The 16,958-nt window shown below is 73.3% G+C and carries 14 protein-coding genes; 5 read left to right on the top strand and 9 right to left on the bottom strand.

Annotated features, from left to right (window positions below; genetic code table 11):
• Positions 1–180: 180 nt before the first annotated feature.
• Positions 181–579, top strand: a complete 399-nt coding sequence (locus AC156L_RS27410) for a helix-turn-helix domain-containing protein (RefSeq protein ID WP_330875264.1) — start codon at positions 181–183, stop codon at positions 577–579.
• 103 nt (positions 580–682) lie between these two features.
• Here AC156L_RS27410 and AC156L_RS27405 read toward each other — a convergent pair whose 3' ends face one another.
• Positions 683–1,675: a sporulation protein gene (locus AC156L_RS27405; RefSeq protein ID WP_330875263.1), complete on the bottom strand. Its 993-nt coding sequence runs from the start codon at positions 1,673–1,675 to the stop codon at positions 683–685.
• A 273-nt stretch (positions 1,676–1,948) separates the two neighbouring features.
• Positions 1,949–3,250, bottom strand: a complete 1,302-nt coding sequence (locus AC156L_RS27400; RefSeq protein WP_330875262.1) for a hemolysin family protein — start codon at positions 3,248–3,250, stop codon at positions 1,949–1,951.
• A gap of 181 nt (positions 3,251–3,431) precedes the next feature.
• Here AC156L_RS27400 and AC156L_RS27395 point away from each other — a divergent pair, with 181 nt between their 5' ends.
• Together AC156L_RS27395 and AC156L_RS27390 are read left to right on the top strand one after the other, a co-directional pair.
• On the top strand, positions 3,432–4,463 hold the full coding sequence (locus tag AC156L_RS27395; RefSeq protein ID WP_330875261.1) for an aldo/keto reductase: 1,032 nt from the start codon (positions 3,432–3,434) through the stop codon (positions 4,461–4,463).
• Positions 4,460–5,563, top strand: a complete 1,104-nt coding sequence (locus tag AC156L_RS27390; RefSeq protein WP_330875260.1) for a winged helix DNA-binding domain-containing protein — start codon at positions 4,460–4,462, stop codon at positions 5,561–5,563. Before AC156L_RS27395 ends, AC156L_RS27390 begins: the two co-directional genes overlap by 4 nt.
• A 45-nt stretch (positions 5,564–5,608) precedes the next feature.
• On the opposite strand, the gene AC156L_RS27385 is transcribed toward AC156L_RS27390, so the two are convergent.
• Complete coding sequence (locus tag AC156L_RS27385; protein ID WP_330875259.1) at positions 5,609–6,454, bottom strand: hypothetical protein; 846 nt, start codon at positions 6,452–6,454, stop codon at positions 5,609–5,611.
• 324 nt (positions 6,455–6,778) lie between these two features.
• On the opposite strand from AC156L_RS27385, the gene AC156L_RS27380 reads away from it, so the two are divergent.
• A complete protein-coding gene (locus tag AC156L_RS27380) occupies positions 6,779–7,333 on the top strand; it encodes a YceI family protein (protein WP_330875258.1) in 555 nt (184 codons plus the stop codon).
• Positions 7,334–7,341: 8 nt separating this feature from the next.
• Here AC156L_RS27380 and AC156L_RS27375 read toward each other — a convergent pair whose 3' ends face one another.
• Both AC156L_RS27375 and AC156L_RS27370 read right to left on the bottom strand, forming a co-directional pair.
• Positions 7,342–8,382, bottom strand: a complete 1,041-nt coding sequence (locus AC156L_RS27375) for an enoyl-CoA hydratase/isomerase family protein (protein WP_330875311.1) — start codon at positions 8,380–8,382, stop codon at positions 7,342–7,344.
• A 113-nt stretch (positions 8,383–8,495) separates the two neighbouring features.
• Complete coding sequence (locus AC156L_RS27370; RefSeq protein WP_330875257.1) at positions 8,496–9,398, bottom strand: DMT family transporter; 903 nt, start codon at positions 9,396–9,398, stop codon at positions 8,496–8,498.
• Between AC156L_RS27370 and AC156L_RS27365 the strand changes: the two genes are divergently transcribed.
• Positions 9,397–10,833 (top strand): aminotransferase-like domain-containing protein, encoded by a 1,437-nt coding sequence (locus AC156L_RS27365; RefSeq protein WP_330875256.1) that lies wholly within the window; start codon positions 9,397–9,399, stop codon positions 10,831–10,833. The two genes, AC156L_RS27370 and AC156L_RS27365, sit on opposite strands and share 2 nt — an antisense overlap.
• Positions 10,834–10,840: 7 nt before the next feature.
• Here the strand turns inward: AC156L_RS27365 and AC156L_RS27360 are convergent, their stop codons facing one another.
• The 4 genes from AC156L_RS27360 to AC156L_RS27345 all read right to left on the bottom strand — a co-directional run bounded on the left by AC156L_RS27360 (position 10,841) and on the right by AC156L_RS27345 (position 16,953).
• On the bottom strand, positions 10,841–12,304 hold the full coding sequence (locus AC156L_RS27360; protein WP_330875255.1) for an ABC transporter substrate-binding protein: 1,464 nt from the start codon (positions 12,302–12,304) through the stop codon (positions 10,841–10,843).
• Positions 12,301–14,247: a hypothetical protein gene (locus AC156L_RS27355; RefSeq protein WP_330875254.1), complete on the bottom strand. Its 1,947-nt coding sequence runs from the start codon at positions 14,245–14,247 to the stop codon at positions 12,301–12,303. Before AC156L_RS27355 ends, AC156L_RS27360 begins: the two co-directional genes overlap by 4 nt.
• A gap of 166 nt (positions 14,248–14,413) precedes the next feature.
• A complete protein-coding gene (locus AC156L_RS27350) occupies positions 14,414–15,148 on the bottom strand; it encodes an SDR family NAD(P)-dependent oxidoreductase (RefSeq protein WP_330875253.1) in 735 nt (244 codons plus the stop codon).
• The gene (locus AC156L_RS27345) at positions 15,145–16,953 is read right to left on the bottom strand and encodes an NAD(P)/FAD-dependent oxidoreductase (RefSeq protein WP_330875252.1); all 1,809 of its coding nucleotides are present in this window, start codon (positions 16,951–16,953) and stop codon (positions 15,145–15,147) included. The genes AC156L_RS27350 and AC156L_RS27345 overlap by 4 nt, the downstream gene beginning before the upstream one ends.
• Positions 16,954–16,958 lie beyond the last annotated feature (5 nt).

The following is a 16,958-nucleotide window of genomic DNA, read 5'->3' as shown; positions in this document are numbered from 1 at the left end:
GTCCCCACCCGGTAGACCAGGCAGGACAGCGGCACCGGGGTCGAACAGGCTGTTCAGCCGGGCGTGGCCCGGCTGACTACTGCACCCCTCGGGGTCAGCGGTGGAAGGCATGCAGTCAACACTAGCACGCGGCACTGTATGGTTCAGGTGGATCACCGACGACCCGAGAGGAGCACGGGGATGAGCGAAGCCCTGCTCAAGATCGGCGAACTCGCGGCCCGCTCCGGTGTCAGCATCCGCACCATCGACTACTACACCGGCCTCGGCCTGCTCGCCCCCGCGAAGCGCACCGCGTCGAACTACCGGCTCTACTCCCCCGCCGACGCCGACCGCATCGGCGTGATCCAGCGCCTGGAGACGCAGGGCGTGAGCCTGGAGGAGATCTCGCGCGCGCTCGGCTCCCAGCCCGCCGACGTGGCCGACCTGCTGACGCGGATCACCGCGGACCTCGACGTCCTCCAGGCGGCGATCAGCGCCGCCGACCCCGAGACGCACGGCCTGCTGGCCGCCATCGCCGGTCGCGTGCACTCGCTCGTCACCATCGCGCTCCAGATACCGCCCGACCTCCCCCTGACCTGACCGGGCCCCCGACTGCGGCACCACGACGGCGCGACCCCCGCACCGGTGGACGACCGGGGGCCCGGCAGGCTCCTCGCCCGCCGGGCCCCCGGTTCGAGCGGGATCACTCCTCGCCCGCGAAGTCCTCCCCCTCGTCCTCGAACGCGTCGCCGACCTCGTCGACGACCTCGCCCAGGACCATGCCGCCCACGACACCGGCGGCCACGCCACCGACGACGGCACCCATGCCGGGACCGCGGCGGTGGTGCTCGTCGTGGCCGTACCCGTGCTGCTGGTACCCGTGCTGCTGCCCGTAGCCCGGCTGGCCGCCGAAGGCGGAGTGGCCGCCGCGCTCGGCGACCTGGGCCAGCCACCCGTCGATCTCGGAGGCCCAGTCGACGCCCATGGCGTCCTGGTGCGACAGCGCGAAGCGGCCGAACGAGTCGCCGCCGGAGCTGAACATCCCCCCGCGCCGGTCGGCTTCGAGGACGACGACCAGCTCGTGCGGGTTGGCGACGAAGGTCAGCTCGACCTGGTTGATCCGCCCGGCGAACCGCGAGGGCGGGAAGAACTCGATCTCCTGGTAGAAACCCAGGTCCTGGTGGACGCCGTGGATGCGCCCCGCTTCGACGTCGGCGCTGCGGAACTGGAAGCCCAGCGCTCCGAAGGCGTCGAGCACGCGGTCCTGCGACGGCAGCGGCGAGACCGCGATCGGGTCGAGGTCGCCCTTGTCGGGAGCCCCGGAGATGACGAGTTCCGTGCGGACGCCGACGGTCATGCCGTGCAGGTTCGCCCCGCCGACGGTGGTGATGGGCGTCTCCCACGGGACGGGGAGCTGGAACGGCACCGCCAGCGGCTGGCCCGCGGTGACCCGCACGCCGTGCGCGACGACGACGCGGAGGAACTCGGCCGTGCCGCCGAACTCGTGGTCGCCGCTCTCGACCTCGACGCGGGTGACGAGCGACAGCACGACCTGGTCGATGGTGGCGTCGGAGCTGCCACCCTGGATGCGCACCTGGCCGGTGATCACCTGGCCGGGCACGGCGTGCGGGGAGTCAAGGACGGTGTCGACGGTCGGGCCGCCGACGCCGAAGGCGCTCAGCATCCGCTTGAACATGGAGTCGTTCCTCCGAGTGGGGACTTCGAGGGGGTGACGGAACCCAGTCGGGCGCCGAGGAGTGGAGCGGGGACGCGCTGCCGTCGATCACGGCGAACCGCCGGCGCGCCGGGGCGTCCCGCGATTCGACGCCGGCCGGAATCGCCTGCCGCACAAGGGAATCCCCCGAGTGCACGACGGCGGAACCGGCCGGAGCAGACACAAGCCAACACTAGCACGTAGCGCTGTACGGTTACCCGGAAGATCACCCGTCGGCGCGACGGCCGACCGGGGTCAGGGAACCTCCGACCCCTCGGGCTCCCCGACCTCCACGACCCGGCGCAGGCGCACCGACGTGATCGCGTGGCGCTCCACCCCGAGCACCTCGACGGTCCAGTCCGAGACCTCGATCCGGTCCCCCGGCTTCTCCGGGATGCGGCCCAGCACGACCAGCACGAGCCCGGCGATGGTGGTGTAGTCGCCGTCCGGCGCGTCGGGCAGCTCGACGCCGATGTCCTCCAGGTCGTGGATCGGGAACGTGCCGGTCAGCACCATCGACCCGTCGGCGTCGGTGCGGACGGACAGCACGTCGCGGTCGGTCTCGTCGTAGATCTCGCCGACGACCTCCTCCAGCAGGTCCTCCAGCGTCACGATGCCGTCCACCGCGCCGTGCTCGTCCACGACCAGCGCGAACTGCTCGTGCTCCGCCTTGAACCGGCGCAGCGCGTCGGCGACCCGCAGCGAGTCCGGCAGCAGCACGGCCTCCCGCGCGACCTCCACGAGCACGCTGTCGTCGGCGAGCAGGTCGCGCAGGTGGACGACGCCGACCACGTCGTCCAGGTGACCCTCGTGCGCCACGGGCGCGCGCGAGTGACCCGAGGCGACCAGCGCCTCCCGCGCCTCGGGCACGGTCAGGTCGGCGGCCAGCGTGAACACCGCCCGGCGCGGGACCAGCACCTCGCGCAGGCGCCGCTCGTGGATCTCCAGCGCCCCGCTGATGATCATGCGCTGCTCGGGGTTGAGGCCACGCTGGCCCGCGACCAGCTCCCGCAGCTCCTCGGGGCTCAGCTCCTCGCCGCCCGCGTCGGGGTTGCCGCCGAACACCCGCACGACCACGTTGGTCGCGGCGCTCAGCGTCCACACCACCGGACGGGAGATCGTCGACAGCAGGTCCAGCGGGCGCACGACCAGCAGCGCCCACCGCAGGGCGTACTGCATCGCCAGCCGCTTGGGCGCCAGCTCCCCGAACACCAGGGTCACGAAGGTCAGCACGACCGTCACCAGCGCCACGGCGACCGCGTTCGCCGCGCCCCCCAGGAAACCCAGCAGCGGCACGAGCGGCTCGGCCAGCGACACCGCCGCGGTCGCCGAGGCGAGGAACCCGGCCAGCGTGATGCCGATCTGGATGGTCGCCAGGAACCGGTTCGGGTCGCGGGCCAGCCGCACCAGCGTGCGGGCGCTCCGGCCGCCCTCGCGCTCCAAGGTCCGCAGCTGCCCCTCGCGCAGCGAGATGAGCGCCATCTCGCTGCCCGCGAACACCGCGTTGATCAGCACCAGCACCGCGACCAGCACGATGTCGAAGCCGTTCTCGCCCACGTGATCCCCGTCCAGACTCCGAATTCACCCGTCCGGATGATTGGACCGCATCGGCCGATCTTCGGCGACACGGCCCCGGACGACGAGTTCGCGCGCACGCCGGAGAAGCGGACACACCCTGTCCTCCACCCGTGCGAACGTCCTGTCGGCAACCTCGACCGACGTTAGGGAAGATGTCACCGTGAAGATGCGCGATCTGGGGCGGACCGGGATCCGGGTCAGCCCCTACTGCCTGGGCACCATGATGTTCGGCCGGGCGGGGAACACCGACGGCGCCGACTGCGTGCGCATGGTCCACCGGGCGCTCGACGCCGGGATCAACGTCATCGACACCGCCGACGTGTACTCGGGCGGCGAGTCGGAGGAGATCGTCGGCAGGGCGTTGAAGGGCAGGCGCGCCGACGTCGTGCTGGCCACCAAGGTCAACGGCTCGACGGGCGCGGACCCCAACCGCGGCGGCAGCTCCCGCCGGTGGATCACCACCGCGGTCGAGGACTCGCTGCGGCGCCTGGGGACCGACCACATCGACCTCTACCAGGTCCACCACCCCGACCCGCTGACCGACGTCGAGGAGACGCTGTCCGCGCTGACCGACCTGGTGCGCGCGGGCAAGGTGCGCGCCATCGGCTCGTCGAACCTGCCGGTCTCCGAGATCGTCGAGGCGCAGTGGGTCGCCGAGCGGCGCGGCCTCCAGCGCTTCCGCACCGAGCAGCCCACGTACTCCGTGCTCAACCGCGGGATCGAGAGCGAGATCCTGCCGACCTGCCGCAGGTACGGCATGGGCGTGCTCGTGTGGAGCCCGCTCGCGTCGGGTCTGCTCACCGGCCGCTACCGCAAGGGGCGGCCCGCGCCCGTCAACCCGCGGATGCGCTGGGTGCCCCGGCACCTGACCGACGAGGGCAAGCTCGACGCGGTCGAGCGGCTCCTCCCCCTGGCGCGCGAGGCGGGTCTGTCGCTGACCCACCTGGCGATGGCCTTCGCCGTCGCCCACCCCGGCATCACCTCGGCCATCATCGGCCCCCGCACCGCGGATCAGCTGGAGGACCTCCTGGCGGGCGCGACGACGACCCTCACCGACGACGTCCTGGACCGGATCGACGCGATCGTGCCGCCCGGCACGGACGTCGGCCCGATCGACGTGTCCTACGTCCCGCCCGCCATCACCCGCACGGACCTGCGCAGGCGCGCGGCGGACGAGCGCGCGGCGGCATGAGCGGAACCGTCCTCGACGCGCGGGCGCTCAACCGCGCCGCGCTGGCCCGGCAGCTGCTGCTCGACCGGGCCGACCTGCCGGTGCTCGACGCCGTCGCGCACCTCGGCGGCCTCCAGGCGCAGGAGCCGCAGGAACCGTTCGTCGGGCTCTGGTCGCGGGTGCGCGCGTTCGACCCGGCGGCGCTCTCGGACCTGCTGACCGGGCGGCGGGTGGTGCGGACGCACCTCATGCGCCGCACCGTCCACCTCCTCGCGTCCGCCGACGTCCTGGCGTGGCGGGCGAGGCACGACGCCATGCTGCGCCAACGGGTCCTCGGGACCTACCGCCGCGAACTCGCCGGGATCGACCTCGGCGAGCTCGCGGAGGCGGGCCGGGCGGTGATGGCCGACGGCGAGCCCCGCTCGATGGGCGACCTGGCGCGGGCGGTCGCCGACCGCTGGCCCGCGCCCGGCCACCGGCCGCTGGGCGAACTGCTGGTCGCCGCCCTCATCCCGATGGTGCAGCTGCCGCCGCGCGGGCTGTGGCGCGCCAAGGGCGGGGTGCGCAACGTGCCGGTCTCCTCGTGGCTGGGCCGCGAGGTCGATCCCCTGCCGGAGGACGGTTCGGACCCGGTCGGCCAGGCTCTGGTGCGGCGCTACCTGGCCGCGTTCGGGCCCGCGGCGACGGCGGACCTGCGGGCCTGGAGCGGTCTGGCCGGTCTGCCCGCCGCGGTGGCCGCGCTGCGCGACGAGCTGGTCGGCTTCCGCGACGAGCGGGGCCGGGAGCTGCTCGACCTGCCCGACGCACCCCGCCCGGACGCCGGAACCCCGGCCCCGGTGCGGTTCCTGCCCGCGTTCGACAACGCGATCCTCGGCTACGACGACCGGAGCCGGATCATCGACGACGCCCACCGCGGCCTGTCGGTCGCCGGTGAGCGCGTCGCGCTCGTGGACGGCCGGGTCGCGGCGACGTGGACCGCGAAGGAGGGCACCGTGCTCGTCACCCCGCTGCGGGCCTTCACCCGCGCCGAGCGCACCGCCGTGACCGAGGAGGGGGAGCGGGTGGCGTCGTTCCTCTCCGACGGCGCGAGCGCGCGGGCGTCGATCGCCGAGGTCGGCTGACCGCGGTCTCCGGAGCACCCCGCGGTGTGCTCCGGAGACCGGTGCTCACGCCGTCGTCGTGGTGGCGGCGCGGACCTCGCTGGTGCCGAGCTCGACCGTCTGCATGCCCCAGAACACCGAGAACTCGATGATCAGCAGCGCCTCGACGGCCAGGACCGCGTGCGGGACCCCGAGCTGGTAGAGCACCACGGAGCCGACCACGGTCAGCGCCATGGCGACCGCCGTGGCGCCGTAGCGGTTCCGCCAGGGGCTCACGCTCCTCTTGGCGGCGAAGTCCAGGGCGTTGAGCCAGACCACCGCGACGATGCCCGCGAACAGCAGGATGGCCGCGGTGGCGTGGCCGTAGCGCAGGAACAGGTCGCGCCAGGTGAAGAAGACCACCAGGCCCGCCGCGAGCAGGGTGAGCGTCACGACCAGCGCCCCCTTGGCGAACCCGCTGGGCGGGACGTCCCGGTTCGGGCGGACCCGCGGCAGCAGCCACGCGGCGAGCGCGGCGAGCAGCGCGACCACCAGCAGCGCGCCCACGTTGTTCGCGACGGCGTCGGCGAGACCGGGGTTGCCGGGCACCGGGGATCCGGCCGAGGTGCAGGTGCGGTCGAACTCGGTCGGCACGAAGGCGACCACGAACGCCATGAAGCCCGAGTGGTCGAGCACCACGTTCTCGCGGTCCGTGTTGCCCCGGTAGACGACGAGGCAGACGCCGATCGCGCACAGGGCGCCGACGAAGACGCCGCGCACGGACGTGTGGTAGTACGCGCTGATCGACCGCAGCGTGCAGAAGGAATCGATGAAGACCACCTGCGCCGCGATCGACACGGCGAGCAGCGTCGCCAGCAGGAGCATGGCGAACCGCAGTGCGAGGTAGGTCTGCCTGGCGTTGTTGTCCTCCACGACAACCCTCCATCCGTCGTTCCGTCGACGACCCGACCTCCGGGGCGGGCGAGGGGCGGCGGACCCGGCGTCGTGCGCCCGGAGGTCGAGGAAGAGCACGAGGGGTGGGGCGCGGACCTGGCCGTCGTGGTCCGCGACGCGCGCGGCACGACGGCGACCGGGCCGCCGCCGGTCACCTCGTTCGACGTACCCGCCCTGGCAGTCGCCGCCCCGTGCGGTGCCGTTACGAGTGCTTCGGGAATTCCACGGGAACAACTTGAGGCGTCAACCGCGGTGGTCCTATGTTGAACCGGAACCCGGACCCGATCACGGAGGACAACCCCCATGACCACCGCCATCCAGATCCCCGGCTACGTCGCAGGCACCTGGGTCATCGACGCGACCCACTCGGCCGTCTCGTTCAGCGTCCGGCACCTGATGGTCAGCAAGGTCCGCGGCGGCTTCCGCACGTTCGAGGGCACCATCGTCACCGCGGAGGACCCCGCGGCCTCCTCCGTGACCGCGACGATCGACCTGGCGTCCATCGACACCAACAACGAGGACCGCGACAACCACATCCGCTCGGCGGACTTCTTCGAGGTCGAGAAGTACCCGACCATGACCTACCGCTCCACCGGTCTGCGGGTCGACGGCGACGACTACGTCGTCGACGGTGAACTCGACCTGCACGGCGTCGTGAGGAGCGTGCCCCTCACCGTCGAGCTCAACGGCTTCGGCCCCGACCCGTACGGCGGCACCCGCGCGGGCTTCTCCGCGACCGCGGAGATCTCCCGCAACGACTTCGGCATCGACATCCACATGCCGCTCGACGGCGGCGGTGTGGTCATCGGCGACAAGATCGCCATCTCGCTGGAGATCGAGGCCGTGCTCCAGGCCTGAGCCGGGCGTCAGCGGCGTCGGAGCACGAGTTCCCGGTCGCCGAGCGGGGCGAAGAAGCCCTCGACGGCGGCGTCGGAGACCTCCTCCGGCGTCGCCGGGTTCCAGCGCGGCGCGCGGTCCTTGTCGACGACCCGCGCCCTGATGCCCTCGACCAGGTCGGGCGAGCGGAAGCAGGCGGTCGACACCCGGTACTCCTGCGCGAGGACGGCCTCGACCGACGGCAGGTCGCGGGCGCGGCGCAGGGACCGCAGGGTGACCTTCAGCGCGGTCGGCGACCCGCCCAGGATCCGCTCGACGGCCTCCTTGGCCTCGGGCGAACCGAGGTCGCGCAGGCGGTGCAGCACCTCCTCCACCGTGTCGGCGGCGTAGCACCGGTCGATCCACCCCCGCTCCCCCGCGAGGTCGGCGGGCGGTGCGGCGCGGGCGTGGTCGCGCACGGCGGCGTCGACGCCCCCGGCGAGGGCGTCGACGAAGTCCGCCAGGTGCTCGGCGGGCACGAAGTGGTCGGCGAAGCCGCACGCGATGGCGTCGCCCGCGCCGATGACCGCGGCGGTCAGGGCGAGGTGCGTGCCCAGTTCGCCCGGCGCGCGGGAGAGCAGGTGGGTGCCGCCGACGTCCGGGACGAGGCCGATGCCGACCTCGGGCATGGCGAGCCTGGTGCGCTCGGTGACCACGCGGACGCCGCCGTGCGCGGAGATCCCGACGCCGCCGCCCATCACGATGCCGTCCATGATCGCGACGTAGGGCTTGCGGTACCGGGCGACGTGGGCGTTGAGCGCGTACTCGTCGCGCCAGAAGTCCAGCGAGGCCGTGCCGCCCGCGACGGCGTCGGCGTGGATGCCGCGGATGTCGCCGCCCGCGCACAGGCCCCGCTCACCGGCGCCGGAGACGACCACCGCGCGGACCGAGTCGTCGGCCTCCCAGGCCGTCAGCGCCGCCTCGATCCGCGTCACCATGTCGTGGGTGAGGGCGTTGATCGCCCTGGGGCGGTTGAGGACGACGCGGCCGATGCCGCCGTCGTGCCCCAGGAGGACGTCGTGCTCCACCAGGCTGCTCCCGTCGGTCCACCGCGATGATCACGGCCGTGGACCCGTACCGTAGGACGTCCGACTGTTCGGACGCCGGAAAACCGGCCGCCGGGTGAACGACGACACACCGGGGTTCACGACGGCCGCGACCGCTGCGTCACGACGATGCACGCGAGCACGACGGCGGCGGTGAGCGGCACGGCGGGGCCGAGTTCCTCGCCCAGCAGGAGCACGGCCCACACGAGCGTCAGCAGCGGCTGCGCGAGCTGGAGCTGGCTCGCCCTCGCCACCCCGATCAGGCCCATCCCCCGGTACCAGACGACGAACCCGCCGAGCTGCGACACGGCCGCGGTGTACGCCAGGCCGACGACGGCCTTCGTCGTGAGGTGCACCGGCTCCTGCGCCAGCGCCCACCCGGCCACGACGAGGTTCACCGGGGCGGCGATCACCACGCCCCACGCGATGACGCGCCAGCCCGGCAGGTGCGCCGAGAGCCGCCCGCCCTCGGCGTAGCCGAACGCGCAGACCACCAGCGCGCCGAAGAGGTAGAGGTCCGCGACCGTCGGCCGCCCGTGGTTCTGCGCGAGGGTGAACGCGATGATCGTGACGGCCCCGGTGCCCGCCGCCGCCCAGAACGCCGTCGCCTGCCGACGTCCGGTGAGCAGCGCGGAGACGACCGCCGTGGCCATCGGCAGCGCCCCGATGACGACCGCGGAGTGCGCCGTGGACGAGGTGCGCAGGGCGAGCGTCGACAGCAGCGGGAACCCGATCGCGCACCCGGCGGCGACCACGACGAGCGCGGGCACGTCCGCGCGGGCCGGGAGCGGCGCGCGGCTCGCGAGGAGCGCGACGAGGGCGATGAGCGCCGCCACCACGCCGCGGACGCCGGCGGCGCTCCAGGGTCCGAAGCCCTCGAACGCCCAGGTGGTCGCCGGGAACGTGAACGAGAAGGCCAGGACGCCGAGCGCCGCGAGGAAGGTGCCGTTCGACAGTGGTGATACTCGGGTGGAGACGATAGCGCTACTATCGTTCGTCATGTTCGACAGTAGCAGTTCGCAGGATCTGGCCGACGCCCTCACGGGGGAGATCCACGACCTGCCCGCGGGGACGCGCATCACGACCCACCGCGAACTCGTGCGCCGCTTCGGCGTGAGCGCCACCACCGTCTCCCGGGCGCTGGCCATCCTCACCCGCCGGGGCCTGATCGACTCCCGCCCCGGCGCGGGCACGTACCGCACCGCGGCCCGACCGGAGGCGCGCGCCGGGGACACGGCGTGGCAGGAGGCCGCGCTCGAACTGACCAACCACATCGGCTCGCCCTCGGGCACCCCGCGCGGCTTCAAGGCGCCCGCGCTCCTGAGCACGCTCGCGACGGCGGGGCCGGACGTCGTCGACCTCAACGGGGGCTACCTGCACCCGGAGCTGCAACCGCTCACGGCCCTCGCCACCGCGCTCTCCCGCGCCGCCCGGCGCACGGGGGCGTGGGACCGGCCGCCGGTCGGCGGCGTGCCCGAACTGCGCGACTGGTTCGCCGCCGACATCGGCGGCGGTCTCGGCAGGCACGACGTCCTGGTCTGCGGCGCCGGGCAGAGCGCCCTGGCGACCGCGCTGCGGGCCCTCGGCCAGCCGGGCGACCCCGTCGTCGTCGAGTCGCCGACGTACCCGGGGACGATGGCCGCCGCCCACGCCGCGGGGCTGCGGATGGTCCCGGTGCCGCTCGACGGCGACGGGATCCGCGCCGACTACCTCGACGAGGCGCTCACCCGCACCGGGGCGCGGGTCGTCGTCGTGCAGCCGCTGTTCCAGAACCCGACCGGGACGAGCGCGCCGATCGAGCGCGGGCGGGAGATCCGCGCCATCGCCCGCGGGCACGGCGCGTTCGTCGTCGAGGACGACTTCGCCCGGCACATGGCGCACGCGGACTCCGGTCCGACCCCGCCGCCGCTGATCGCCGACGACCCGGACGGCACCGTCGTGCACATCCGGTCGCTGACGAAGGCCACCTCGCCGAACCTCCGCGTCGGCGCGCTGGCCGCGCGGGGGCCGGTCGTGGCGAGGCTGCGGGCCGCCCTCGTCGTCGACACGATGTTCGTGCCCGCGCCGCTCCAGCTCACGGCGCTGGAGGTCGTGACGGCGCCGGGCTGGAAGCGCGGGCTGGCCGCGCTCGGCTCGGCGCTGGCCCACCGGCGGCGGACCGCCGTGGACGCGGTGTCCGCCACGTTCGGCGCGCACGCCCTCGCCGTGGTCCCGCGCGGCGGCTACCACCTGTGGGTGTCGCTGCCCGACCACCTGGACGGCAGGCAGTTCAGCGCCGCCGCGCTGACGAACGGCGTCGCCCTCACCCCCGGCGACAACTACTACCCCACCGACAACAGCGCGCCCCACGTCCGCCTCAGCTACGTGGCCGCGCCGTCGGCTGCGGACGTCGGCGACGCCGTCCGCCGCCTCGGCCCCCTCCTCGCGGAGGGCTGAGGGGCAGTCAGGGCGTCGGTTCCGAGTCCAGCGCGACGTACTGCGACCTGCCCTCGGCGGTCACCCTCATCAGCGGCACCACCTTGTGCCGCGCCCGGCCGTCGTTGCCGTAGGAGAGTTCGCCGCTGGCCCCGTAGACGGCGTTCTCCAGGTTGAGCAGCTTGACCGTCTGCATCACCTGCGCCGAGTCGACGAGCCCGCCGTCCTTGCCCGCCGCCCCCTTGATGGCGGAGGTGGCCGTGAGCACGGCGTCGTAGCCCATGATCCGGCCCGCGTCGAACGAGGGGATGTCGTCGAACACCAGCGGTCGGCCGAGGAAGCCCTCCACGGCGGCGCTGCGGAACTTCCTGGTCTCCTCCAGCGGGTTGTCCCGGTCGACGACCCAGGCGTGGGACGAGGCCACCTCGGTGTAGTAGATCTCCACGTTCCTCATGGAGTTGCTCCTCAGGTCCATCGCCGTCAACTGGGCCGCCGTCACGTCGTCGCCGGTGAAGATGCGGATCGGCTTGTCCGCGCACGCCCGGTCCTTCAGCTTCGCGACGAGCAGGACGAGGTCCCGGCCGCGGCCCGCGAAGTAGACGAGACCGGTGCCGGTGGCGCAGATGTTGGGCATCATCTGGCCGAAGGCGTTGTCCACGCTGCCGAGCAGCGAGTCGTACTGCTGCTCCTGCTCGACGACGACGTGCTGACCGTCCTCGTACTGCTTGGTGAACGCGTCGGCGAGCGTCCGGGGGTAGAGGTCCTCCCTGTTGGTGTCCACGACCATCAGCGCGGAGGTGTCGGGGAAGTTCTTGGCCTGCTTGGCCGCGGCGGCGGCCTGGCGGGAGTTGGTCGGCGCGGGCAGCAGGAGGCCGTCGAAGCGGATGTCGTCGGCGGTGATGGTGGACGCGATCACCGGGATCTTGGCGTCGGTGAGCCTGCCGATGGCCTGGCGGGCGTTCTCCAGGCTCAGCCCGATGCCCGTGACCGCGACGAGGTGGTCCTCCGTGCGGCGCCGGGCGTCGATCTCGTCCACGACCTCCCGCCAGTGCGCCATGTCGCCGCCGGGGTTCGCGAGCAGCAGGCGGACCTTCGGGGTCACCCCGGACCTGTTGTGCCGGACCTGGGCGAGGCGCGCGCCCTCCACCTGGTCGACGACCCACTCCGGGGTGATGATCGACGTCCTGCTCGGCGTCATCGGCAGGAACACGGCGACGCTGACGTACTCGCCCTTCTCGACCTCCGCGTTCGCCTGCCGCACGCGCTCGACCACGGCCGACAGCGCCTCCTGGTCGAAGTCGCTGCCACCGGCGCTGATGCCGACGCACTCGCCCGCGGCGTTCACGCGGACGTCGTCCATCCCGTCGCAGCGGCCCAGGCGGTCGCGCACGACCACGAACCCGACGGCGAGCAGCACGACCACCACGACGGCGGTCGCGATCCACAGGGGTCGGCGCAGCCGGGACGGGGGAACGGGGATGGACGAACTCATGCGCGGTACCTCTCCGCCCGGTCGTACAGGAGAATCGATCCCCGGCCGCGGTGCTGCGCCAGGTGGCCGTAGCCGTGCTCGACCCGACCGCGCAGCACGCCCTCGGGGTCGCCGAGCGGGTCGCTCGTCAGCCACAGGGCGATCACCAGCCGGGACAGCACGAGGGTGAGCGCGTCCGCCGCCGGGACGTCCCGGACGAGGTCCTCGACCTGGCTGAGCGGGTCGACGTCCCGAGCGAGGCGGTTGGGCGCGGACGTGATCAGGTCCAGGTCCCGCAGCCAGCGCAGGGCGGTGTCCTGGTCGAGCACCCGCGCGGGGTCGGTGAACGGCGTCGCCAGGTGGGCGACCACGGCGCCGACGTCACCCGCGGCCAGGTCGTGGTAGCGGGCGGCGGCGGGGTCGCCCTGCGCCTCGTGGTGGTCGCGGCACCGGCGGTTCACGGCGTCCCAGCCGAGCGGGTCGTCGTCGGCGCGGGCGGCGAGGGCGTGCAGCAGCAGCGTGCGCAGCCACGGGTCGAGCACCGGCCGCGCGCCGTCCTCCTCGTCGTGCTCCACGTCCAGCAGGAAGTTGTTGGCCAGGAACGTGTAGAGCGACCCTCCCCCGTCCGGCAGGTCCGAGCGCAGCACCACCGGGTCGGTGATGAACTCGATCCCCCGGCCCGCGCTCGCCGAGACCAGGTCGCGCAGCTGCCGGTCGGACAGGTCCTGCCCCGCCCTGTGCAACGCCAGTTCCGCCAACGACTTGCCGCTCTCCTCGTCGGCGGGGACGGACAGCACGCCCCGCAGCGCGTGGCCGGTCGGCGGGACGTCCTGCTGTGCCAGCGCGTCGGCCAGGTCGTGCAGCGCGCCGGGACGGCCGTGGGTGAGGCGGTGGGCGAACCCCTCGGGCAGCACGGCACCGCGCCCGCCGACGACCTCCTCGGTGTCCGCCGCGCCGAGCCGACCCAGCGACACCAGGTACCAGGTGTCCCAGTCGGTCCGGGTGCCGCTGTCCAGCTCCACCTCGGCGGGCGTGCGGGGCAGGCGCGTCTCCCGGCCCGCCACGGCGTCGGTGCCCGGCCGTCGCCACGCGCCGTTCCACCCGACGTTCCAGGTGCGGCTGGTCGTGAACACCGCGGCGTGGTCGTCGGTGACCCCGAACCGCTCGCGCGCGGCGAGCAGTCCGGTGAGGAAGGCCCTGCCCTCGCGGGTGTGGGCGTTGTCCAGCAGCAGCACGCAGTTCGCGGTGCGCCGCATCCGCCGCAGCGGACCGGCGAACGCCTGGTCGAGGTCGGCGAGGAACGCCTCGAACACGAGGCCGTCGACCGCGGCCCGGTCCGCGCTCGACCCCCGGTCCTTCTTGTTGAGGTCCACCAGCAGGTCCCGCGCGTCGCCGTCGAAGTCGGACGACAGGCTGCGGACGAGCCGCAGCGCGCGCCGCCGCGACACCCAGTTGAGGCCGTTGAGCAGCGTGCCGGTCGCCGTCGGCGCCCAGCCGGGCAGGCCACCGGTCTCGCCCGCCAGCCGCGCCAGGTCGAGCACCTGCTCGCGGTGGACCTCCAGCGGCCGGTCGGCCCGCATCAGCTCGTTCAGCTCCGCGAGCGCCTTGGGGCGGTTGCCGGTGTTCACGTTGCCCGCCAGCACCAGCGCGCACAGCCACAGGCGGGGGAAGGCGAGCCTGCCGAACTGCGCCACCTCGCGGCTCAGGTCGAACGCCAGCTCGGTCAGGATCTTGCTCGGCCGGGCGTCGCCCACCTCCTCGAAGTCGAGCGACGCCCACGGGACGCGGTTCACGCACCGGCGGCCGATCTCGTTCAGCAGCGCAGTCTTGCCGCTGCCCCTCGGCCCCAGCGCCGCCACGACCGGCAGCCTGCGACCGCCGTCGCCCGAGCGCGGCACGACCTGGTCCACCAGGCTGTAGGAGATCCCTCGCACCCCTGGTAGCGGACGACTGCCCTCGGACATCTGACTCCTGGCGTGCCGGTAGACCGCGCGTCCGGTCGAAGGTCCGAACAGTCTGCGGACGCCACCCCGCACCACGCCGCCGCTTCCGCACCGGTTCACCCCTTCAGGCCCAGCGGCTACCGGAACGGCCTAGCCCACCACCGCACAACTGCGGCGCGTCACCGCGTCAGAGCGAGACGGTCAGCCCGCCGTCCACCACCAGCGTCTGCCCGGTGATCGCGCCCGCCCGGTCCGAGGCCAGGAAGGCGACGGCGTCGGCGATGTCCCGCGGTGTCGCGAGGCGCAGCGGGGTGCGGCTCGCGCGGCGGTCCACGCCCGCCTGGTCCACCACCGTGAGCGAGCCGGGGGTGGGGATGAAACCGGGCGCGACGGCGTTGACGCGGATGCCGTTCGGCGCCAGCTCGACGGCCAGCTGCCGGGTCATGCTGGCCCCCGCGCCCTTGAGCGCGCCGTACATCGTGGCCTTCGGGAACCCGGTCGTGGCCGTGATGGAGGTGATGTTGATGATCGAGCCGCCGCCGTCGCCCATGGCCTTGGCCGCGCCCTGGCTGAGCCAGACCATGCCCTTGATGCCGATCGCGATCATCCGGTCGAGCGCCTCCTCCTCGACGTCGGGCAGCAGCGCGTAGTGGATCCACGCGGCGTTGTTGACGACCACGTGCACGCCGCCGAACCGCTGCGCCACCACGTCGACCAGGGCGAGGACCGTCGCGCGGTCGCTCACGTCGCCGTGCACCGGGTGCACGCCGGGCGCGGCGGCGGCCGGGAGCGTCGAGAGGTCCCGGTCGACCGGGTAGCCGACGTCGAGCCCGACGACGGCGCACCCCTCCTCGGCCAGCCGTTCGGCGATGGCCGCTCCGAGCCCCCGTGCCGATCCGCTGACGACGCACACCCTGGTCATAGCGCTCTCCCCGTCGTGTCCGGTGTCCACCTCGGCGGCGCGATGCCCTCGACGTCCGCCTTGATCTGCAGTGCCACGAACCGCGAGTAGATGCGGCACATCGCGAAGCTCCCGCCCACGACGTAGAAGTTGTCCTGGCCGGTCCGCGACCACATGCCGCGCAGCTCCCAGTCCGGCCCCGGACCCCAGACGGGTCCGACCCGGTCGGCGACCTCGTCGCCGAACAGGGCCCGCACGCCCTCCTGCATCGGCTGGTAGCCGGTGGCGAGCACGACGAGGTCGGCCTTCACCGAGGAGCCGTCGGCGAGCACCACCTCGTCCTCGGTGAAGTGGTCGACCCCCTTGCCCTGCTTGAGCTTGATCCGGCCCTCGATGATCAGGTCCGACGCCCCGACGTTGATGTAGTAGCCGCCGAAGTACCGGATGAGCTTGAGGTAGAAGCCGGTGTCGTCCTCGCCGTTGTCCAGCGCGAAGCCCGCGGCGCGCAGGCCGTCGAGGAGTTCGCGGTCGTCCTCGGCCATCACCCGGCTCAGCGGCCCGTGGAGCTCGCGCAGCAGCACGTTCGGCACGGAGGCGCTGCGCAGGTCGGTGTCCTCCAGTGGCCGCACCCCGTCGGCCTGGCTGTACAGCGCGAACACCCGCGCCGCGCTCGGCTCCAGGCTCACGACCGTCGTGGAGGAGCGCTGGAGCATCGTCACGTCCGCGCCCCGCAGGCAGAGGTCCTGCGCGATGTCGTGGGCGCTGTTGCCCGCCCCGACGACCAGCGCCGTGCGGCCGTCCACGTCGAGGTCCTCGGTGTGCCCGCTGGAGTGGATCACCCGGCCCCGGAAGCGGTCCACCCCCTCGAACGAGGTCGCGTTGGGGATGCCGCTGACCCCGGTGGCCATGACGACGTGGCTCGGCCGCAGGGTCCGGACGGTGCCGTCGGCGCGGCGCAGCCGGACCGTCCACCGCCGGTCGGTCTCGTCGAAGCGGCCGTCGAGGAACTCGGTGGACGTCCACACGTTCAGCTCCAGGGCCTTCGCGTAGGACTCGAACCAGTCCGCGAGCATGTCCTTCGGGATGTAGACCGGCCACGTGTCCGGGAAGGGCAGGTACGGCATGTGGTTGACGCAGATCTCGTTGTGCAGCGTCAGCGAGTGGTAGCGGTGGCGCCAGTTGTCGCCGATCCGCTCCATCCGGTCCACGACCAGCGTGGGCACGTCGAGCTGCCCGAGCCGCGCGGCCAGGGTGAACCCGGCCTGCCCGGCGCCGATCACCACGACCTCGGGGTCGGCGGTCCGGAACTCGGCGGTCGCCGTCCGGCGGTCGAGCCAGTTCTCCCGGCCCTGGTCGGCGGAGCGCCGGTTCTCCCTCGGGCGGCGGGGACCGGTCTTCTCCGGGTACCCGTCCAGCTCCTGGAGCGTGGTGAGGAAGGTGAAGGCGCGGTAGGTCCCCGGCTCGGTCTCCACCAGCCGGACGAACCCCCGCCCGCGGCCGAGCGCGGTGCGGAAGCCGAAGAACGCCTCGATCGTGCCGGTCAGCTCGCCGAGCACGCCCTCGACCGGGTCCCCGGCCTCCAGCACGGGATCGGTGAAGCCGCTGGGGCTCAGCGCCGCGCGCCACGCCGCCTCGACCTCGTCCGGTCCCCGGAACGTGCGGATGTCCCACGTCAGGGCAAGCAGGTCGCGCCAGTAGCACTCCGGGGCGAACAGCGACGCCGCCGCGGCGTGGTCGCTGCCCTCCAGCGCGGAGCCGAGGGCGGACAGCCAGGCCGCGGCGATCTCCCGCCGCTCCTGGCCCCGTGCCTCATCGGGGACGGTCATGGTGT

This window comes from Umezawaea sp. (assembly GCF_057122925.1).
This window is presented reverse-complemented; position numbering and strand designations above follow the sequence as displayed.